14 protein-coding genes are annotated in these 20,533 nt (G+C 75.5%); 3 read left to right on the top strand and 11 right to left on the bottom strand.

The annotated features are described in order from the left end of the window. Positions 1-13: 13 nt before the first annotated feature. From IR158_RS06130 to IR158_RS06120, 3 genes are all read left to right on the top strand, one after another. On the top strand, positions 14-3,769 hold the full coding sequence (locus tag IR158_RS06130; protein ID WP_291810779.1) for a S8 family serine peptidase: 3,756 nt from the start codon (positions 14-16) through the stop codon (positions 3,767-3,769). Between the two features lie 122 nt (positions 3,770-3,891). Further along, the gene (locus IR158_RS06125; RefSeq protein WP_291810776.1) at positions 3,892-4,629 is read left to right on the top strand and encodes an AAA family ATPase; all 738 of its coding nucleotides are present in this window, start codon (positions 3,892-3,894) and stop codon (positions 4,627-4,629) included. A 122-nt stretch (positions 4,630-4,751) separates the two neighbouring features. Continuing rightward, entirely contained in the window at positions 4,752-5,129 is a 378-nt protein-coding gene (locus IR158_RS06120) for a VOC family protein (protein ID WP_291810774.1), read from the top strand. A gap of 33 nt (positions 5,130-5,162) precedes the next feature. On the opposite strand, the gene IR158_RS06115 is transcribed toward IR158_RS06120, so the two are convergent. The 11 genes from IR158_RS06115 to IR158_RS06065 form a co-directional block, all read right to left on the bottom strand. After that, positions 5,163-6,050, bottom strand: a complete 888-nt coding sequence (locus tag IR158_RS06115) for an FHA domain-containing protein (protein ID WP_291810771.1) — start codon at positions 6,048-6,050, stop codon at positions 5,163-5,165. Continuing rightward, the gene (locus IR158_RS06110; RefSeq protein WP_291810768.1) at positions 6,047-7,324 is read right to left on the bottom strand and encodes a VWA domain-containing protein; all 1,278 of its coding nucleotides are present in this window, start codon (positions 7,322-7,324) and stop codon (positions 6,047-6,049) included. The genes IR158_RS06115 and IR158_RS06110 overlap by 4 nt, the downstream gene beginning before the upstream one ends. A 73-nt stretch (positions 7,325-7,397) precedes the next feature. Continuing rightward, positions 7,398-8,555 (bottom strand): protein phosphatase 2C domain-containing protein, encoded by a 1,158-nt coding sequence (locus IR158_RS06105; protein ID WP_291810766.1) that lies wholly within the window; start codon positions 8,553-8,555, stop codon positions 7,398-7,400. Beyond that, the gene (locus IR158_RS06100; RefSeq protein WP_291810764.1) at positions 8,540-10,894 is read right to left on the bottom strand and encodes a serine/threonine-protein kinase; all 2,355 of its coding nucleotides are present in this window, start codon (positions 10,892-10,894) and stop codon (positions 8,540-8,542) included. Before IR158_RS06100 ends, IR158_RS06105 begins: the two co-directional genes overlap by 16 nt. After that, positions 10,891-12,024, bottom strand: a complete 1,134-nt coding sequence (locus tag IR158_RS06095) for a hypothetical protein (RefSeq protein WP_291810762.1) — start codon at positions 12,022-12,024, stop codon at positions 10,891-10,893. The genes IR158_RS06100 and IR158_RS06095 overlap by 4 nt, the downstream gene beginning before the upstream one ends. Further along, positions 12,021-12,977, bottom strand: coding sequence for a glutamate ABC transporter substrate-binding protein (locus IR158_RS06090; protein ID WP_291810760.1), 957 nt, complete (start codon positions 12,975-12,977; stop codon positions 12,021-12,023). Before IR158_RS06090 ends, IR158_RS06095 begins: the two co-directional genes overlap by 4 nt. Then, on the bottom strand, positions 12,974-14,272 hold the full coding sequence (locus IR158_RS06085) for a hypothetical protein (RefSeq protein WP_291810758.1): 1,299 nt from the start codon (positions 14,270-14,272) through the stop codon (positions 12,974-12,976). The genes IR158_RS06090 and IR158_RS06085 overlap by 4 nt, the downstream gene beginning before the upstream one ends. After that, positions 14,269-15,900 carry an AAA family ATPase gene (locus tag IR158_RS06080; protein WP_291810756.1) on the bottom strand — a complete coding sequence of 544 codons (1,632 nt, stop codon included), beginning with the start codon at positions 15,898-15,900 and terminating at the stop codon, positions 14,269-14,271. Before IR158_RS06080 ends, IR158_RS06085 begins: the two co-directional genes overlap by 4 nt. After that, a complete protein-coding gene (locus IR158_RS06075; protein ID WP_227576590.1) occupies positions 15,897-16,412 on the bottom strand; it encodes a hypothetical protein in 516 nt (171 codons plus the stop codon). Before IR158_RS06075 ends, IR158_RS06080 begins: the two co-directional genes overlap by 4 nt. A gap of 41 nt (positions 16,413-16,453) precedes the next feature. Then, positions 16,454-17,671 carry a toxic anion resistance protein gene (locus tag IR158_RS06070; protein ID WP_291810754.1) on the bottom strand — a complete coding sequence of 406 codons (1,218 nt, stop codon included), beginning with the start codon at positions 17,669-17,671 and terminating at the stop codon, positions 16,454-16,456. A 147-nt stretch (positions 17,672-17,818) separates the two neighbouring features. Beyond that, positions 17,819-20,464, bottom strand: coding sequence for a LuxR C-terminal-related transcriptional regulator (locus tag IR158_RS06065; RefSeq protein ID WP_291810752.1), 2,646 nt, complete (start codon positions 20,462-20,464; stop codon positions 17,819-17,821). Positions 20,465-20,533 lie beyond the last annotated feature (69 nt).

Raw genomic sequence — 20,533 nt, 5'->3', positions numbered from 1 at the left:
GGGGGTCATCGAGATGTCTGCACGTCATGTCATCGTCCATCGGACGGACGCAGGGAGGTCGGTCGTCGAGACCGACGAGGTCGCCGTCGTCGGCGTGCTCGACCACGGCTACGTGGTCGACGTCGACGAGCGTCAGGTCGCGCGGCTCGAGCGGGAGGGGTGGCGCGTCAAGGCGGTGCGCGACCCCCACACCATCCGGCTGTTCTCGTACGAGATCGACACCTCCGGCGGCCAGCTCCCGCCGGCACCGCCGGGCTTCACGTCGGTCGAGGACACCGGAACCGTCAACCACCTGGTCCAGCTCGTCGGGCCTGTGCAGGAGTCGTGGCTGGCGACGCTCGCCGAGCAGGGCCTGCAGGTGGTCGAGGCCGTCGGCCCGCACGCCTACTACGTGCGTGGCGACGCCGCGACGGTGGCCGCCGCGGCGGCCCTCCCGTTCGTCGAGTGGACCGGTCCGCTGGCCCCGGCCTGGAAGGTCAACCCGGACCTGCTCCGTGGCGACCCGGACGTGGGCAAGGACCGCGGCCTGGGCCCCGTCAAGTCCGTCGACATCGGGGTGGCCGCCGACGGCGACGTCGACGACGTCGCGGCCCTCGTGATCACCTCGGGCGGGACCGTGCTGGCGGTCGCGCCGCAGTCGTCCGACGCCTTCCGCAGCATCAGCGCGACGCTGCCCACCGAGGCGTTGCCCACGCTCGCCGCGCACGACGACGTGCGGTGGATCGACGCCGTGCACACACCCGTCCTGGAGGACGAGCGCAGCTCGCAGATCGTCATGGAGGACCTCGACGCCACGGCTCCGCCGACGACGCTGCCCAACACGGGCTACGGCGCGAACCTCGCCGCGCTCGGTGTCGACGGCTCCGGCGTCACGATCGCGGTGTGCGACACCGGCATCGACACCAACGACCCCGCGACCGTCCACCCCGATCTCGCCGGTCGCCTGGGGTTCGTCGTCGACTCCGCCGGAGCGGCGGTCGTCGGTGCGGACACCGACGGGCACGGGACGCACGTCGCCGGCATCGCCGCAGGTGACGGCGGCTCGGGCGCGGCGGACCCCCAGGGGTTCCTGCTGGGACAGGGCGTGGCGCCGGGTGCCACCGTCGGGCTCGTCGAGCTCGGCGGCACGGTCGCGGCGCGCGTGCAGCAGTCGGCGCTGCAGGGCGGCGACGTCATGAACAACTCGTGGGCGATGAACGGCCCCGTGTACTCCGCGGACGACCGCACGGTGGACCTCGGGGTCCGCGACGCCGACGCGACGGCGACCGACCAGACGCCCCTCGTCGTGGTGTTCTCGACCGGCAACAGCGGCCCGAACCCCGGCACGGTCACCAAGAGCACGAAGAACGCGATCCTCGTGGGCAACTCGCTCAACGCGCGTCCCGCGGAGATGACGGCCCCCGACGACATCCGGGGCCTTGCGGGGACCTCCTCGCGCGGCCCCGCGGCCGACGGCCGGCTGCTGCCGACGGTCGTCGCACCGGGGACCGACATCATCTCCACCTACAGCCCCGTCGGGTTCCGCAGCGGTCCGTACACGGACACCGGCGGCACCCTGCACGCGGTGCACGCACCCATGTCCGGCACGTCCATGGCGGCACCCCACGTGGCGGGCAGCGCGGCGCTGCTCATCGACTGGTGGCGTCAGACGCGCATCGGCAAGACCCCGAGCCCCGCGCTGGTCAAGGCGCTGCTGGTCTCGAGCGCCGAGCCGGTCGCCGGGGGGACGGACGGCGCGGGCGGCACCACCGCGGCCGGGCCCAACAACGACGTGGGGTGGGGGCGCGTCTCGATCGAGAACGCACTGCTGCAGTCGCCCGCCTCCGACCGTGGACCGAAGATCTTCGTCGACCAGCGCCAGGCGTTCACGGCGACGGGTCAGGAGTACACGATCCGCGTGGCGCCCGCCGTCGCAGGGCTCCCGCTGCGGGTCACGCTGACGTGGTCCGACGCCGCGGGTGCCGTCGGCGCGAGCCCCGCCCTCGTCAACGACCTCGACCTCGAGATCCGGCACGTCGACTCCGGGCAGGTGTTCCGCGGCAACGTGTTCACGGGCGCCTTCTCCACGACGGGCGGCTCGGCGGACGACCTCAACACCATCGAGGGAGCGGTCATCCAGGACCCGACGGGCGTCTACGAGGTCACCGTCGTCGCGGCGAACCTCGCAGCGTCCGCCCGGACGGACGTCGCGGGACCCTGGCAGGACTTCGCCCTGGTCATCGACAACGCCGAGGTCCCCGCGGCCGACCCGGTGAAGGTGGTGGCGGTGATCGACCGCTCGGGCTCCATGGAGACCTTCGGCTACGTCGACATCACCCGCCAGACGTCCCGGCAGTTCATCGACCTGCTGGGCGTCGACGACTCCGTCGGGGTCGTCAGCTTCGGGGACTCGGGTGACGAGGAGTACCCGGGCACCGGGGCGCCCCAGGCGATCGTCGACCAGTCGACGCGCGACGCGGCCGCCGCGGCGGTCGACGCCATCGGGTTCGGCGGGTGCACGTTCATGGGCGCAGGCATCGAGACGGCAGGGAGCATGCTCGCCGCCGGGACACGGCGGGCCATGGTGCTGCTGTCCGACGGCTACGACAACAAGGGGTGCGACCCGTCGAACCCGGCCAAGCCCTCGGCGGTCGACGCCGCGGTCGCGCTGCCGTCGGGCCTGCCGATCTACACGTGCGCGATGGGGCCGGCGTCGGACCAGACGCTGCTGGCGCAGCTCGCGGACGACACCGACGGCCGGTACTACTACATGCCGACGATCGACGACCTCTTCGAGATCTACAACTACATCCGGGGCGAGGTGACCGGCGACGGCGTCATCGTCAACGAGTCGTCGACCGCGTCGGTGTCGCAGGTGACGGGCTGGGTCGACGGGTGCGCCGAGTCGGTGGTGTTCACCGTCGCGTGGCACGACACGTCGCTGCGGTTCGTGCCCCGCGAGCCGCGGGGTGACGGCCAGATCGCCGTGCGGCTGCGCTCGCCCGGCGGGCGGTGGCTGCCCAGGTCGGCGACCGAGGTCCTGCGCAACGCGGGCGACGGCTACGTGAGCTTCACGATCCAGGACCCGGAGCCGGGCCTCTGGACGGTCGAGGTCGCCACGGACCGCCGTCGGCACACGCCGTACACCGTCGGCGGGTTCGTCCGCTCGCCCCTGGGCCTGCGGCTCGACGTCCCGACCCGGCTGGTCGCCGGCGACGCGATCGGCCTGATGACGACGGTCGCGGACCGCCTCGGCGGGCTGGACGGCGTCAAGGTCGCGGCGACGGTCGCGGCGCCGGTGGCGGCCACCCGCGACCTCGTCGACCGGTACCGGGACCGCCTCTCCCAGGTGCGTCTGCCCGAGAAGTTCCTCGCCGACGGCGAGCCGGACACGGCCCGCGCCCACCTCGCGCAGCTCGTGCTGCTGCGCGGTGAGCTGAAGGCCGCCGACGGTCAGGACATCCTCGCGCCGCGCGTCGACCGGTTCACGCTCGGTGCACGGACGTTCCAGCCCGGCCGTCCGCTGCGGCCCGGCAGCACGAGCGTCGGCGTCGGCACGACCGTGGGTGGTCGGCGGACGCACGGCGTCGTGGCCCCCGGGCACGGCACCTTCGTCGACCCGCGACCCGGGCAGCGCACGGCGACGCCCGGCGTCCTCACCGGCAGCTACCCCCGCACCGCGGTGCCCGGCAGCTACTCGGTGGCCGTCACGGCCTCGGGCTTCAGCCCGGTGTGCCGCACGCGGTTCGTCCGCAAGAGCCTGGCGAGCGTCGCCGTGCTCGACGGGTAGCAGGCGGCGGTCCGACGACGGCACCCATCGGCACGGTGGGTGCCGTCGTCGCGGGCGGGTCCGGGGAGGGGGACCGCCGGCCACGCTTGCCGAGTCGACCGGGGTACGGGACCGTGGCCGCCGTGGACGCGAGCGGTGACCTCGAGCTGGTCGTGGACCGGCTGACGGCGGCGGTGCCGCGCGGGCGGCGCGCGCTCGTGGCCGTCGACGGCGTCGGTGCGAGCGGCAAGACGACGTTCACGGCCCGCCTGGCCGCCGCCGTCCGCGACCGCCCCGTCGTGGTCCTGCACGCCGACGACTTCTTCCACCCGTCGGCCGTCCGGCACGCGTGCGGCCGGTGGTCACCCGAGGGCTTCTGGCAGCACGCGTACGACTACGGCTCGCTCGTCGCCCTGGCGCTGGCACCGCTGCACCCCGACGGTGACGGGTGGTACAGCCCGACGTCGTTCGACCGCGTGGCGGACCGTGTCGCGCCCGCGGCGGCGGTCCGGGCCCCCGACGACGCGCTCGTGATCGTCGAGGGGACGTTCCTGCACCGCGACGAGCTGCGGGAGCACTGGGACTGGTCGGTGTACCTGCACGTCCCGTTCGAGGTGGCGGCCCGGCGGATGGTCGCGCGCGACGGCATCGACCCGGATCGCGAGCACGGGGCGCTGGCCCGGTACGCGGGCGCGCAGCGGCGCTACTTCGCGGCGGCCGAGCCGTGGCGGCGCGCGTCGCTCGTGGTCGACACGACGCAGCAGCCCCGGGTCGTGCCTGCGTCCGAGGTGTCGACGTCCCTGGGTGACGCGCTGTCGGTCCCGGGGAGTGAGACGGGCCGTGAGCGAGACCGGGCGCAGGCGCCGACAGACGTGCGGTGACACGTCTGAGCCCGGTCTCGCGGTGGCCCGCTCCCACGATGTGGGACGGCGGGCCGGGGCACCGCACCGGACCGCGGCCGCCCGACCGGTCGGGTGTCGGTGGCGCCTGCCACCATGCGGACATGTCTCACACGACGCACACCCACCACGCGCTCGACTATGTCGAGATCGGCGTGACCGACCTCGCCGCCGCCAAGGCCTTCTACGGTGCCGCCTTCGGCTGGGGCTTCACCGACTACGGCCCCGGCCCGGACTACGTCGGCATCCAGGGCCCGGACGGGGCGGACGGCCGGGAGGTCGGCGGCCTGCGGCTCGACGACGCGGTCGCCCCGGGCGGTCCGCTCGTCCTGCTGTACTCGTCCGACCTCGAGGCGACCGCCGCCGCGGTCCGGGCGGCCGGCGGCGAGGTCACCCAGGGCCCGTACGCCTTCCCCGGTGGGCGCCGGCTCCACTTCCATGACCCGAGCGGCAACGAGCTGGGCGTCTGGTCCGAGAGCTGACGGTCCCGGCGGGTGCGTGGGGCAGGGGTGCGGTCAGACCTCGCCCGGCAGCGCCTTGCGCACGACGAGCCGCGTCCACGAGCCGAGGTACAGCCGGTCACCGTCCTGCAGCTCGTGGCGCTGGCCCGGGCGGATCGGGTCGTCCGGCAGGGGCTCGCCGACGCGCGCGACGAACGTGCCGTTCGACGACTGCAGGTCCTCGACCCACCAGCGGTGACCGTCGGTGTTGAGCTGGCAGTGCCGGCGGGACACGCCGCTGTCCGCGCCCGCGTCGACCTGCGGCCGGATGTTGCGGGACGCCGACGGCCGCCCGACCAGGACGCTGCGCTCCCGCAGCGGGATGAGCACCGGCAGGCCGACGGACGGCATCGGGTCCTCCGCCTGCTGCGCGGCGTACCAGTCCGGGTCGACCCACAGCTCCGCGACCCACGCGTCGCCGCCCGGAGGCGGGGGCGTGACGGGGGCGGCGGGGTCCGCCGACGGCGCGGACGACGCCGCGGGGGGAGCCACCACCGCGGGCGGCGGCTCGAGGGGGTCCGGCGCCGGTCCGCCCGTCGCGGACGGGCCCGCCGCCGCGCCGGTGGGGGGCGCCGTGACGGCCCCCGCCGCACCGGTGGGCGGTGCGGTGGCGGCCGGCACCGCGCCCGTCGCGCCCAGGTCGAGCGACGACGGCGCGTGCGCGACCGGCGTCGCGCCCGTCGTGAAGTCGTAGCCGCAGTTCTCGCAGAACAGCGCACCCGACGCCGCGGGGGAGCCGCAGTGCGGGCACGTGCTCGGCGACGGCACCGCCGTCGACCCGGCCGCCGCGGACGACCCGCCGGTGGCTGCCGCACCGCCGCCCGACCCGCCGATCGGCGCGCCGCAGACGTCGCAGTAGTCGGTCGACTCGCTGGTGTGCCCGTCGGGGCAGGTGACGCTCATCGCCGCACCCGCGAGGTCTTCGTCGAGGCCGTGTCGAGGGCCATCTCGTCCAGGCGGGACGCGCCGCGCTTGAGCCGCACCGTGCCGTGCTCCTCGTCCTCGATCTCCACGACGCGACGCAGCTTCGACGTCGCCTCCTCGTTGCCGGTCTCGGCGGCCAGCTGCACCGCCCTGCCCAGCTTGACGGTCGCGGTCGCCTCGTCGCCTGCGGCCTTCGCCGCCAGGCCCTCCTGGATCGCGGACGCCAGCTCGGCCTGGCCCGTGTAGTGCGCGACCTCGGGGCTGATGCGCGCGGTGAGCGACGCGTCGTCGGACCACGCGGCCTTCACCAGGCCGGACGCGACGACCTCGTCCGCCACGGCCACCTGCACCCGCGCGGCGAGCTGCTCGGCGCCCACGTTCTTCGAGGGCACACGCACCGCCACGTGGTAGTCGCGCGACTCGTCGGCCCACGCACCCGTCGGGTACCCGCCGATCAGGGGCGTCACCTGGGTGCGTCGCGACGTGAGGTCCTCGACCGTCGGGGCGACCTGCCGGACGAACAGCACCTGCCCGCCCTGCGGCGTCCATACCCGCAGCTGCGCGTCGGCCACGCCCCGGGACATCGAGGTGGCCAGCAGCGCCTGGAAGTCGGCCGCGATGTCCTCCGGGTCGGCGATGAGCTCGACCGTCCCGAGCAGCGCGGTCGCGATCTCCCGCAGCTCGTCGACCTGCCAGCGTTCCCCGACGCCGCGCGCGTCGCACTGGAACCGGCCCGTGACGGCGCGGATCGTCGACGTCAGCTGGGCGCGTGGCTCGGACTCGTTCTTGCCGTCGGTCAGCAGGATCGCGTGCCGCTGCGTCGCGGCGGGCTGGGTCGCGAAGATCTGGTCGGCCAGGCGCAGCCACGTGCTCATCGCGGTCCCGCCCTGGGCGCCCAGGCGCGAGATCGCCCGCTTGGCCTCCTCGCGCGCCGCCGGCTCCATCTGCACGATGGCCAGCGGGGCGTTCGGGTAGGGGAAGACCCGCTGCGCGACGTGGCTGCCGGACACGATCGCGAACCACGTCCCGTCGGGGATGTGGTCCACCGCCACCTGCGCGGCGTGCTTCGCGGCCCGCAGCATGGCGCCGGTCATGGACCCCGACGTGTCGACCATGATGATCTCGGCGACGCCGCCGCCGGTCGTCGACGCCCCGCCCACGCCCTCGGCGCTCACCGTGACGATCGCGTGGACGTCGGTCCCGCCGTCGGGCAGGAACTCGTTCTGGAAGACCTCGGCACGGAACGTGGCCACGCTTGCTCCTCGGCGGTGCGGTGCTGTGGGTGTCGGACGGCTGGGGGACGGGGTGGTCTGGTGGTGCGGATGGTCAGGGTGCCGGCGGGTCCGGCTCTTCCGGGAGGCTACCGGGCGAGCGTCGTCGCACGGTGGGGGCGGTGCCCGGGTCCTCGGCGTGCGTGTCGGGCGCCGGCTCGGCCGCCGCGGCGGCGGGCCAGGTGACCCGAGCGAGCGCGACGGTCACGTTGTCGTGCCCGCCCGCAGCCTTGGCCCACTCGACGAGGTCCCGCGACAGCGCAGCGGGGTCCGCGCCGACGCGCCCGACCGCGTCGCGCAGCAGGTCGGCGACGACCTCCGGTGCGGACGCGTAGTTCCACAGGCCGTCGGAGCACGCGAGCACCCAGCCGGGTCCGCCGGGCCGGGTCGCGACCGTGCGCGCGGTGGTGTCCTGCGCGTCGGCACCCAGCCACCGCGTGATGGCGTGGGCGTCCGGGGAGCGTTCGGCCGCCGCGCGCGGCATGCCCCCGGCCATGAGCTCGGCGGCGACCGAGTCGTCCTCGGTGAGCTGCTCGGGGGTCCCCGCGTCGGGCAGCCAGTACACGCGCGAGTCGCCCAGCCAGGCGGCGGCGAGCAGCTCGCGCCCGACGACCGCGGCGACGAACGTGCACGACGGCGGGTCCTGCCGCGCGGTCGCGTCGTCGACGGCGTCGCGTGCGGCGTCGTCGGCGCGGTGGCCGGCCTCCACCAGCAGGCGTGACCAGCCCCCCGCGTCGCCCCGGGCGACGTCCGCGGCGCCGGCGACGAGCACGTCGCGCGCGGCCGTGGCGGCGGCCTGGCTCGCGACGTCGGAGTCGGGTGCCGAGGACACGCCGTCGCACACGACGAGCACGGTCACGTCCCCCACCACGCCGAGCGCCATGGCGTCCTCGTTGCGCCGGCGCCGCACGCCGACGTCGGTGACGCCCGCGACGTGCGGCGCGGGCTGCTCCTCGACGTGGTCGCGCGCGACGGCTGCGCGGGCGCCGCACTGCTCGCAGTAGCCGTCGGCCGCGATCTCGCCGCCGCACGCGCACGCCGCGCGCGGCGGCGTGGGGTCGGTGCCGGCGTCCGGGTCCGGCTGCGGCGCGACCGCCTCGGGCGTCGGGCCACCGAGCGCCGCCCCGCACGACTCGCAGAACCGTGCCCCGGCACCGGCGGTCTCACCACAGGACGGGCAGACCACGACCGTCCCGCTCACCACGCCGTCCACCGCCGCACCTCGTTGGCGCGGTCGACGAGCGCGACGCGCGTCGCACGGTCGTCGGTGAGCGCGGCCTGCTCGCGGTACGCCGCCTCGAGCGCGTCCGTGAGGCCCACCCGCGTGGCCGGGATCCCGTCGAGCCGCACACCCGGGGCGGTGGTGCCCGCCTCGACGGCGCTGAGCGCGCTGCTCAGGACGTCGACCCGCAGCCCCGCGCGGTCCGCCGGGTCGAGCGTCACCGTCCGCACCGAGTCGAGCGCGGCGGCGAGCGACGTCAGGTCGTGGCGGGAGCGGGCCAGCACCCGGGCACGCATGAGCCGCGCCTCGGGGTAGGAGCTGCGCGTGGGCGTGACGAGGTCCAGCGCCGCGAGGGCGTCGTCGACGTGCAGCGACGCCAGCCGCAGGCGGGCGAGACCGAACGCGGCAGGGGCCGTGTAGTTGGCGTCGGCGTAGGCGCACGTCGCGTACAGCTGCTCCGCGATGCCCGGCTCGTCGGACAGCTCGCACGCCACCGCGAGCGCCAGCTTGGGCGCGAGCTCGCCCGGGACCTGCCCGTAGACGGCGTTGAAGGACGCGCGCGCGGCCACGACGTCACCGGCGGCCAGCTGCGCGAGCCCCTGCGTCCACACGGCACGCCACTCCCACGGGTCCTCCTGGAGGATCGCCTCGACGGCCGACGCGACGACCTCGGGCCGCCCCGCCTCGATCGCGGTCGTGGCCCGCAGCAGCCGGACCTCGACGGTGTCCTCCGGTGCGTCGGCCAGCGCGAGCAGCCGCTGCTCGGGGTCCGTCACGTTGACGCCGGACAGCCAGCCGGACGCGGGGTCGTCGGGGTCGACCTTGAGCGCGGGGAGCTCGTCCCACGCCAGGGGGCGCTCGACCTGGTCGGTCACGGGCGGCTCGAACAGCACCGAGCTGGCGCTGGTCAGCGGTGCGTCGCCGGCACCCCGGTCCGCCGCGACGACCTCGCGCAGCACGCCCAGGACCTGGGCGCGCATCTCGTCGACCGACCCGAACCGGTCCGACGCGTCGGGCGCGCACGCCTTGGCCAGCAGCCGGTAGAACGAGTCGTAGCGCGCGAACACCGGCGTCTGGTCGACCGGCGGCAGGGCCGCCACGTAGGTCGTGGTGTTGCCGCGGAAGTCCAGGACCAGCGTCGCCAGGGTCCGCCCGATCGTGTAGACGTCGGACGCGACCGACGGGCCGTCGGCGGCGACCTCGGGCGCCTGGTAGCCGACGGTCCCGTAGATGGCCGAGTGGTCGTCGTCGATGCGCCGCACGCCGCCCATGTCGATGAGCTTGAGCGCGTCACCGGCCTGGATGATGTTGTCGGGCTTGAAGTCGCAGTAGAGCAGGCCGAGGTCGTGCAGGTACTGGAACGCCGGCAGGACCTCGAGGACGAACGCGAGCGCCTGGTCGACGGGCAGCGGGTCGACGTGCCCGGCGGCCTCGCGGCGGTCGGTGAGCAGCTCCTTGAGGGAGCGCCCGCCGACGAACTCCATGACGGTGTACCCGTCGCCGTCGTGCTGCACGAAGTTGTAGATCTCGACGATCAGCGGGTGCTCGACGCGCGCGAGGAACTGCCGCTCGGAGATGGCGGCGGCCACCGCGTCGGGGTCCCCGCTGTTGAGCAGGCCCTTGAGGACGACCCACCGGCCGGACACGTTGCGGTCGCGCGCCAGGTAGATCCAGCCCATACCGCCGTGCGCGAGGCAGCCGGCGACCTCGTACTGCCCGCCGACGAGCGTGCCGGGCGTCAGGCGCGGGTCGAAGTCGAACCGTGCGCCGCACGACGGGCAGAAGCCCTGCGTGCGGGCGGGGACCCCGTCGCGGCCGCGGCCGACCGGCTCGCCGCAGGCCGCGCAGAACCGCTTGCGCTCGGGGACCTGCGGGTCCGTCATGACGGCCTGCAGCGGGTCGTCCACCGGTGCGGGCGGGACCGTCGTCAGCCCGGCGCCGAGGCGCGCGCGGCGCAGCCGGGTGGACGACGTGCCCAGGCGGCGCGTCGCGCGTGACCCGGTCGCCGCGGTGCGGGCCGAGCCGAGGGCCGCCGTCGGCAGGCGCGTCGAGCTGGTGCGGCCGGTCCGGGTGGACCCCGCGAACTCGGGTTCCGCGCCACCGCCGGGTGCGGGCACACCGGGCGCGATGCCCGTGCCGAGCATGGCCGACGGCGTGCGCGCGGCCACCCCGCCCGTCCGTCCCGTCGCGGCGGTTGCCGCGGGCGGGGTGGTGGTGCCGGTCGTCGTGGACGTCGCACCCGCGGGGGCGGGCGAGCCGCACACGTCGCACCAGCCGTCCTCGTAGGTGCCGGTGCAGCCGGGCTCGCGGCAGGCGGTCGCGCTGGTCATCGGGCTCCTCCAGGTCCGCCCGGCAGCGGCCGGGCGAGGTGCTCGTACTGCTCGACGAGGGCACGTGCGAGGCCCACGTCGCAGGGCGTGGTGTCGACGGCGGCACGGGCCTCGTCGTGGCCGGCGCGCACCGTGGGCGACGCGTCGCGACCGTTCGACGCCGCGGCGTCCGCGGCCCGTCCGAGGCGGTAGCGCAGCTCGGCACGCTCGCGCAGCGGGTTGCTGTACGCGTCCTGGGCGGCGTCGAGCGCCCGCCGGACGGCGTCGAGGCGCGCGACGAACGCGTCGAGCGCGTCGCGGTCCTCGGGGACGGCGCCGAGGCGTGACACGTCGGGCACCGCGAACCGGGGCGGGTGCGCGATCTCCCGTCGGCAGCGCTCGGCGAGCTCGTGCAGCGCGGGTTCGCGCGCCTCGAGCGCGGCGGCCGTCGCGTGCGCGTCGGCGCGGGCGCGGGCGAGCGAGCGGCGCTGGGACACCGCCACCATGAGGTCGCGCTCGGCGTGGGCGGTCCGCGTCTCCAGCTCCGCGAGCGGGCCGGACACGTCACCACCCCGGGCGGCCTGCGTCGACAGGCGCTGCTCGCGCTCGCGCAGCGTGGCGACGCGCTCACGCGCCGCGGTGTCGGTGCCCGCGAGGTCCTCGGCGCGCACGAGCGAGGCGCGCACGCCCCGCAGCCGCGCGACGACGTCGGTCGTGTCGGGGTCGAACGCCAGGCGCGTGCGCAGCGCCGAGACCATCGCGTCGCACAGCGTCAGCGCCTCGGGCAGCGACACGGGCGAGGCGCCGGCCCGCGTGTCGACGCGGCCCCAGACGAGCTGCGACATGCGCTCGCGCTCGACCTCGGTGACGCGCCCGTTGTCCCACACCGCCAGCAGCTCGTCCGCCCGGCGGCGGGCCGACTGCCACACGGTGAGGGCCAGCACGACGTCGGGCGTGTAGCGCTCCGCCTCGGCGGTCGCCTGGGCCGCGGTGTCGAGCGCGTCCAGCCGCGTGCGGCGGTCGTCCAGCCACGTGAGCAGGCCGTCGAGGTAGACCATCAGGTCGCGCGCGGGGATCGCCTCGCCCAGGCGCCCGGGGGCGACGGGCGCGACGACGTCGGCGGACGCGGCAGCCACGGTGGTCGCCGTCACGACCGTCCGTACACGGACGCCGGCGGCGCGGGTGCGGGCCCCAGGGCCTCACCCAGCCAGCGGTCGTAGACCTGCGCCCACGTCCCGTCGGCCTTCATGCCGTCGAGCACGGCGTTGACGAAGCGCACCAGGTCGACCTGGTCCGCGGGGACGCCCACGCCGTACGGCTCAGCGCTGAACGCCTCGCCCACGACGCGGGCGTACGGGTCCTGCGCGACGAACCCGGCCAGGACGGTGTCGTCACCGGTGATCGCGTCGACGCGGCCCTGCTGGAACAGCGCCAGGCACGCGGAGTGCGTGCGCGCGCCCACGGGCTCGACGTCGTACTCGTCGAGGCGCTCGAGCGTCGTCGTGCCCTCCGGCGCGCAGACCCGCTGCCCGGCGAGGTCCTCGATGCCCTGCGCGTCGGACTCGGTGCTGACCAGGACCTTCTGACCGGCGGTGAAGTACTCGGCCGAGAACGCGATGTCCTGCCACCGCTCGCAGTTGATGGTGAACGCGCGCACGACCAGGTCGACCTCGTGCTCCTGCAGCACCGGGATGCGGTCGCCGGCGGTGATGACGCGGAACCGGATCGCGTCGGGGTCACCGATGATCGCCTGCGCGACCTGGCGGGCGATGTCGATGTCGAAGCCCTCGATCTGCCCCGTGAACGGGTTGCGCGCCCCCATCTGCAGCGTGTCGGCGGAGACGCCGACGAGCAGGTGGCCGCGGTCGCGGATCGCGGCCATCGTGGAGCCGCCGGGGACCTCGGTGCCCGTGGTCGGGGCGTACGAGGTGGTGGCGTCGGCGCACTCGGCGGCCGCGGGTGCGACGGCCGGTGCGGCGTCGGGGGCCGCCGGGATCACGCCCGTGCCGCCGGGGGCGGCCTGCGTCGCGCAGCCGCCGAGCACCACGGCGGCGAGGGCCGCCGCGGCCAGTGCGGTGCGCAGGTGCGTCGTGCGTGTGCTCATCGGTACTCCTCCCGTCGTGCGCGCAGACCGGTCCAGGCGAGGACGGCGCCGCCGACGCCCAGCGCGGCCAGCAGCCAGCCCACCCACGTGCCGCTCGTCCGCAGGTCGTCCGCGACCTGCGTGCTGCCGGCGTCGACGGCGGCCGTCAGGCTCGCGGACAGGTCGTCGAAGAGCGCGGGCGACGCGGCCGGGTCGTCGCTCGTGACCAGGGCGACCGCGCCGTCCCAGTCGCCGCTGTCGTCCAGGCCGCGCACGGCCTCGTGCGCCGCGACCCACGCGTCGAGCCTGTCGACGAGGGACGCGTCCAGCCTGCTGCCGTCCCCCGCCAGCGCCGCGCGGGCCTGGTCGACGTTGGCGACGAACGACTCCTCGTACGCCGCACCCGAGCCGCGTCGGATGAGGGTGAACGCCTCCATCGACCGGGCGTCGTTGACGAGCGCGAACGCCTGGGACGTCGCGACGGTCGCCGCGTACGGCCCGTCGTGCGCGCGGCTCGCGCGGGACGCCGCACCGCCCAGGGTCGAGCCGCCCACGACCGCGATGACCAGCACCGCGACCGTCGCGGCGACCAGACCGGCGTTGAACGTCCGCCGTGTGCGGCGCGCGACCCACACCTGCACGGCGACCAGCACCGCGAGCGCCAGGACGACCACCGCCACCAGCAGCGGCGTCGCCGAGCGCACCGACGACAGCTCGTCGTCCACGCGCTGCTGCTCCGCGGCGACGAGCTCGTCGAGCGTCGGCACGATGTCCTCGCGCAGGACCGTCGACGCCTCCTCGAGGTACGCCGACCCGACGGGGAAGCCCTGCCGGTTGTTCGCCCGCGCCTGCGCCACCAGGCCCGTGTACGTCGTGAGGTCGGCCGACACCTCGGCCAGGCCGTCCGCGCCCTCCGGGCCGCTCGCCGCGAGCTGCGCCAGGGCGTGCGCCCCGGCGTCGACGGCGGCGTCGTAGCTCGCGCGCAGGTCGGTGGGCTCCAGCCCGCCGACGAGGAAGGCCGTGGTCGCGGCCGCGTCGGCGGCGACCAGCTGGTTGCGCGCGTCCTGCAGGCCGACGAGCTGCGCCGCCGAGTCGCGCACGCCGGTGACGGCCGCGCTCTGGCTCGTCGTGGCGCCCAGGGCGAGCAGACCGGTCAGCGCGGTGACGACGGCTGCGACCGCACCCCACAGGCGCAGGCCGCCCGGCGTCGAGCGCCAGCCGCTCGTCGGCCGGGCGGGGGCGGGCTGGGTTCCCGGCTGGTGCGGCGGAGCCGGGTGGGGCGGACTCGGTGGCGAGGACACGACGGTCGTGGTCACGCGGGCTCCTCGGGGCGCGGGGCGGGTCCGCCGCCGGCCGGGTCGGTGTCGGTCGGGTTCACGGGGGCGGGCTCGTCACGCGTCGGCTCGTCGGTGGGGCTGTCGGCCGGGCCGTCGGCCGGGCCGTCGTCGGCGTCGGCCGGTGCGACGACGAGCGCGTCGTCGGGGACCGGCAGGTCCGTCGCGACGTCCGCGACGTCCGTCGCGAGGTCCGCCGGCAGCAGCGTGCGCAGCTGCTCGACGGTCGGGTTCGCGACGTCCCGCAGGCGCCACGCGTGCCGCAGCACCGCGCGGTCCAGGAGGTTGCGCGCCAGACGCCCGTTGCCGAAGCCCTCGTGCCGCGGCTGCGCGGCGACGACCTGCTCGACGAGGTCGAGCGCCTCGGCCGACGGCTCGAAGTCGGCCTTGCGGGCGGCGAGCGCGAAGATCTCGCGCAGCTGGGCGTCGGTGTAGTCGTCGAACGCGATGGTCGTGGCGAACCGGCTCTCGAGGCCCGGGTTGGTCGTGAGGAACCGCGTCATCGGCAGGGGGTAGCCCGCGACGATGACGACGAGCTCGTCGCGGTGGTCCTCCATGTCCTTGACCAGGGTGTTCACGGCTTCTGCGCCGTACTGGTCCTCCGCCAGCGAGTAGGCCTCGTCGATGAACAGCACGCCGCCCAGCGCCTTGGTGACGACCTCGGTCGTCTTGGTCGCCGTCTGCCCGAGGTAGCCGGCGACGAGCTCCGAGCGGTCGACCTCGACGAGGTGCCCGCTGCTCAGCAGGCCCAGCGCCCGGTACAGCCCGGCCACGAGCCGCGCGACGGTCGTCTTGCCGGTGCCGGGGTTGCCGACGAACACGAGGTGCCGCGTCAGCGACGGACGCGTGAGCCCGGCGTCGGTGCGCAGCCGCTCGACGCGCAGCACCTCCGCCTGCTGGCGGATCTCGCGCTTGACGCGGTCCAGCCCGACGAGCGCGTCGAGCTCGGCCAGCAGCTCGTCGAACGTCTTCTCGGGGGGTGCGTCGTCCCCCACCGGGGTCCCGCCGCCGACGCCCCCGGCCCCTGGGGTGGCGAGAGTGCGATCCAGTCCCGGTACGGGCGAGCTGGATTGCACTCTCGCGCCCGGGGGGGTGGGGGTGCGGGTGCTGGATTGCACTCTCGCGCCCGGGGGGGTGGGGGTGGGGGTGCTGGATTGCACTCTCGCGCCCGGGGGGGTGGGGGTGGGGGTGGGAGGGGTGGGGGTGGTGTGGGCGGCGGCGCGTTGGACGGCGGCCGTCACCGAGGCCGCGGCGACCACCTGCAGGTCCGGGGTGCCCAGGTCGCACGCGGCGGACGCCACGTGCGCGAGCGCGTCGGCGTAGGCCGCCGCGTGCGGCGAGCGCGCGGCGACGAGCGTGGTCAGCAGGTCGGTGGGGGCGTGCCGCCAGCGGCGGGCCGACGCGGCCGCGACGAAGAACGGCGTGAGGTCACCGTCGGGCCGTCCGAGCGCGGCGAGCCAGGCCGGGCCCGCACCCGTGACGGACTCGGCGACCGCGGCGGCCAGCCGCTCGCCCTCGTCGCGCACGGCGGCACCCGGCAGACCGGCGGTGGTGCCGGCGGCCACCAGGGCGTCGAGCACGCCGTCGAGCACTCGATCGAGCGCGGTCACGGTGCTCCCGTCCCGGGTACGTCCAGCGACGACTGCCCGAACTTCTCGGCGAGGAACTGCCCGTGCGCCACCAGCGCCTGCGCGTCGGCGCGGTACACGGCGTCGGAGATCTTCTCCAGCGTCACGGCGAGCAGGTCGAGCTGGTCGCACAGCAGCATGAGCGACGTCTTGCCGCGGGACACCACGCGGCGGTCGGCGAAGTCGCGCGGCAGCCGCAGGTACCCCTCGACGGCCTCCGGCAGGTAGCTCGTCGCGGTCGCGACCACGGTGTACGCCTGGCGGTCGCCCACGCCGAACCGGTCGAGGCGCGGCACCATGTCCTCGACCGTCCCGGTGATGCGGTGCACGCGCGCGGTCACCGCCGCGGGGACGCGTCCCTCGATGCTCGCCTCGACGTCCCGCACGGCCGCCGCGATCTGCTCGGCCGTGGGGACCGGGTCCTCCTCGATCACGACGACGTGACGCGGCGTGCGACCGAGCAGACGCGCGACGAGGTCGCCCAGTGCGCTCACCGGCCGTCCACCTCCTCGCTCGTCCGTGGCACGCGGTCGCCTCAGCGCAGGCCCAGGTCGAGCGACCCGCTCGCGGCCTGCGTCTGGTCCGAGCGCGAGACCCGGTCCAGGTACTGCTTGGCCTTCGCCGTCTCGGTCTCCAGCACGCCGACCGTCTGCGCCATCGAGTCCAGCGCCTGCACCTTGAACGTGTCGATCGAGTCCATGGCCGCGAAGATGTCCGAGAACGACTGCTGCAGCTGCGGGAGCCCGATCGTCGCGCTCGCGGCCTGCTGCTGGATGGCCACCGACTGCTCGCGCAGCAGCTTGGACGTCGACGCGATCATGTTCGACGTCGTCGTGTTCAGCGCCGTGATCTGGTCGAGCACGAGCTTCTGGTTGTTGAGCGCCTGCGCGACGAGCACCGCGGTCCGCAGCGCCGAGACCGTGGTCGTCGTCGCCCGGTCGACGCCCTTGATGAGCTCGATGTTGTTCTTGATGATGATGTCGATCGCCAGGTAGCCCTGGATCGACACCGCGAGCTGCGTCAGCAGGTCCTGGTGCTTCTGGCGGACGTAGAACAGCACGTCCTCGCGCAGGGCCCGCGCGCGCTCGGGCTCGGCGACCTCGAGCTGCGCGATCTTGGCGGACAGCTGCGTGTCCAGCGAGCTCGCGACGTAGATGTACTGGTTGAGCCGGCCCATCGTGTCCCAGAGGTTCTGCTTCTCCAGGTTCAGGGCGGCGTTGTCCTTGCGCAGCTCGTCCTGGCCCCGGTACAGCGCCCGGACGATCGCGTCGATCTGCTTCTGCGAGCTCTCGTAGCGGCGGAAGTAGTCGGTGAGGGTGTCACCGAACGGCAGGATGCCCAGCAGCTTGCGCCCGACCGTCTTCTCGGAGGGGTCGAGGTCCTCGACCGTGCGGCGCAGGTCCAGCAGCGACTTCGACACCTGCGACGTGCCGGAGACGCCGCCCTCCCGCAGCTCGCGCACCGGCACCTGCAGCAGGCGGTTCGACGTGTCGGCGGCCTGCCGGATGTCCGAGTCGCCCATGAGGCGCACGTCGTCGGCCTTCGCGGCGAACTCCGGGGAGCCGGCCTGCGCCGAGTCGAGGCTGCTCAGGTACGCGCCGACCTTGGCGTCCAGACCGGGGAGCGCCGCGGGGTCGACGCGCGGCGCCATCGCCGGGGCGTCGTGCGTCGCCACGGGCGCGACCGGGGCGGGCGCCTCGAGCGCGAACGCCGAGCTCGGTGCGGGCGGCTGCAGGGGGCTGGGCTCGGTCATCTGCGGTCCTCCGGGAGGCGCTGGTGGCGCGGGTGCCGTCCGACGATGACGGCCCTGGTCACGGTACCGGAACGCCCGGTCGTGCAGACCAGAACGCCCGGACGGTGACCGGAGTTCCACCCCGTCGGCGACGGGGGTCCCGGGCGCTCAGCGCAGGACGTTCGCCAGCTCCTCGCGCGAGTGCACGCCGAGCTTGGCGAACACGCGCGACAGGTGGGAGTCGACCGTCCGCGTCGACAGGACCAGGCGCTGCGCGATCGCGCGGCTGGTCATGCCGCCGGCGGCGAGCGAGGCGATCTCCTGCTCGCGCGACGTCAGCGCGACGGGTGCGCCCTGCGGCGGCAGCCACAGGCCGCGCCGGTTCAGCTCCCGCTCGGCGATGCGCGCGAGGTCCGCGTCCTGCGCGGCGACGGCCTCGACGTGCGCGACCAGCGCCGCGGAGCGTTCGCCGTCGCAGACCTCGCCCAGGTCCCGCACGCGCGCGACGAGTGCCGGGTCGGGCTGCCCGCCGGTGCGTCGCGTCGCGTCGACCCAGCGGTGCAGCGCCTCGAGCTCGACGCGTGCGGCGCCGCGCTCCCGCGCCCACCGGGCCAGGGCCCGCGCCTCGGCGACCACGTCGGGGCTGCGCAGCCACGCCAGCGCGTCCAGCCGGCGCACCGTCACGTCGCCCTCCATGGCCAGCGACGAGCCGGGTGCGGTGCGCGACGCCTGCTCCAGCAGGTCGCGCCCGGCGGCTGTGTCGCCGCACGCCGCGGCCGCGACGGCCTCGGCCGTCAGCGAGTACCGCGCCAGGCCCGTCAGGTCGCTCTCGTCGAAGCGCGCGCGGGCCGTCGCCAGGTGCGTGCGCGCCTCGCTCCAGGACCCGTCGGCGATGGCGAGCAGGCCGAGCGCGGTGTGCACGGTCGACCACTCGACGGCCATCGGCGCCTCGTCGGCCGTGGGGGCCAGCGACGCCCGGACCGCCTCGACCTCGCCCGACCACAGCAGCGTGAAGAACATCGCGACGAGCACCTCGCCGCGCCCCCAGCGGTGCAGGTCCTCGTGCGCGGCGGCGATCTCCGAGAACCGCGCGCACAGCGCGAACGCCTCGTGCAGCCTGCCGCTCTCGCCCAGGCTCATCGCGGTCGGCGGTGCCAGCGACACGCGCCGTGCGGGGTGGGCCCCGCCCTCGAGCGCGACCAGCGCGGCGTCGAGCGTCTCGAGCCGGCCCGCGTAGCCCAGGCGCGTCAGCCGCGTCACCTCGACCTCGTCGCGCCACCGCAGGACCGGCAGCACCGGGTCGGCCTCGCGCAGCGGGCGCACGACCTCGTCCAGGCGGGCCAGCGCGCGGTCCACGTCGCCCAGGCGCCGGTGCGCGACGAGCGTGGCCATGTCCGCCACGTGCAGCAGCAGGGTGACCGTCGCGACGTCGAACGGCCCCTCGGCCAGCAGCTCGGCCGCGCGCGAGAGGTCCCGCTCCGCGTCCGCGAGCTGCGTGAGCATGACCCGCGCGTCCGCGCGCAGCGCGTGCAGGTGCGCCGCCGCGAGCCCCTGCGGCGCGCACGCGAGCGCGCCGGTCGCGAGCATCACGACGGAGTCGTACTGGTGGATCGCGAACGCCGCCCCGAGCGCCTCCTGGACGCGCGCCTCCGGCACCTCCATGCCGAGGTCGATCGCCAGCGACACCGAGCGGATCAGCGAGCTCGCCGCGATGCCGCGGGCCACCGGGGCGTCGAGCGCACGCTGCAGCAGCTCGCGCTGCCGTGACGCCGGGATCCAGGCCCGCGCGACGTCGGCGTAGGCGGGCGTCGTCAGGTCGACGACCCGCACCGTGCCGCCCGTGACCGTCTCCGCCGTGGTGGTCGTGACCGCGCCGGCCAGGACGAGCTCGTCCACCGCGGGCGCCGGGACCAGGTCCAGCAGCACGTCGAGCGCGACGGGGCACACCACGGCGCAGACCTCGAGCGCCTCGCGGCCCTGCGGGCTGACGCCGTGCAGGTCCAGCTCGGCGAGGTCCAGCATCCGCGAGCGCGGCTGCTGCCCGCCGCGCCACACCCACGTGCCGTTGCGCTGCTCCAGCGCGTCCGACGCGACCGCGTCGTGCACCGCCTCGCGCAACCGCATGGCGCTGCCGCCGGCCGCGCGCCACAGGCGGTGCGCGGTGTCGGCCGTCACCGGCCCGCCCAGCTCGGTGGCGAGCCACCGCTCGGCGGCCTCCCGCGTGAGCGGCCCGATGTCGAGCCGCTCGACGACGTCGTCCTTCCACAGTGCCGCCCACGGCGGGCGCGCGGCCCAGCTCAGCCGCAGCGTCGCGACGATCTGCACGGTGTCCTGCCGCACCAGCCAGTCGAGCGCGCGTGCCGACGCGTCGTCGAGGCGGTGGGCGTCCTCGACGCGCAGCACCAGCCTGCCCTCGCCGCGGCGGCGCTCGAGGCTCGTGGCCAGGGAGCGCAGCGTCCCCGCCAGGTCCCCGAAGGGCGCGACGGGGCCGTCCAGCAGCGGCTCGAGGGCGCCGAGCGGCAGCGCGTCGTGCGTACCGGTGCCGCTGATGTGCACGACCTGGAGGTCGTCGTGGGTCGCGCGCAGCCGTTCGACGGCCTGGGCGACCGCCTGGGTCTTGCCCGTCCCGGCCTCGCCGACGACCAGGGCGCTGCGCCCGGCGGCGAGCGACGCCGTCAGGCGGTCGACGACCGCGGGGTGCAGCACCGTCGCGGGCGCGGCGACCGCGGCTGCGGGGGCCCTGCGTGGCGTGGGGACGGAGGTCGAGCCGGTCCGTGCCCGTCCCGCGTGCGTAGGGACATCGGACCTGGTCATAGCGCCTCCGGGGAGTTCGTGCTGGGTACAAGGTCGCTCGCGCGCCTCGGACGGGTCCGTGGCGTCCCG

It is taken from the genome of Cellulomonas sp., from assembly GCF_015234515.1.
GTDB lineage: Bacteria > Actinomycetota > Actinomycetes > Actinomycetales > Cellulomonadaceae > Cellulomonas.
This window is presented reverse-complemented; position numbering and strand designations above follow the sequence as displayed.

Excerpts from the sequence above, each read along its gene's own strand:
- IR158_RS06065 (WP_291810752.1), bottom strand. The coding sequence starts at position 20,464 with ATGACCAGGTCCGATGTCCCTACGCACGCGGGACGGGCACGGACCGGC.
- IR158_RS06070 (WP_291810754.1), bottom strand. The coding sequence starts at position 17,671 with ATGACCGAGCCCAGCCCCCTGCAGCCGCCCGCACCGAGCTCGGCGTTC.
- IR158_RS06115 (WP_291810771.1), bottom strand. The coding sequence starts at position 6,050 with ATGAGCGTCACCTGCCCCGACGGGCACACCAGCGAGTCGACCGACTAC.
- IR158_RS06120 (WP_291810774.1), top strand. The coding sequence starts at position 4,752 with ATGTCTCACACGACGCACACCCACCACGCGCTCGACTATGTCGAGATC.
- IR158_RS06130 (WP_291810779.1), top strand. The coding sequence starts at position 14 with ATGTCTGCACGTCATGTCATCGTCCATCGGACGGACGCAGGGAGGTCG.
- IR158_RS06100 (WP_291810764.1), bottom strand. The coding sequence starts at position 10,894 with ATGACCAGCGCGACCGCCTGCCGCGAGCCCGGCTGCACCGGCACCTAC.
- IR158_RS06090 (WP_291810760.1), bottom strand. The coding sequence starts at position 12,977 with ATGAGCACACGCACGACGCACCTGCGCACCGCACTGGCCGCGGCGGCC.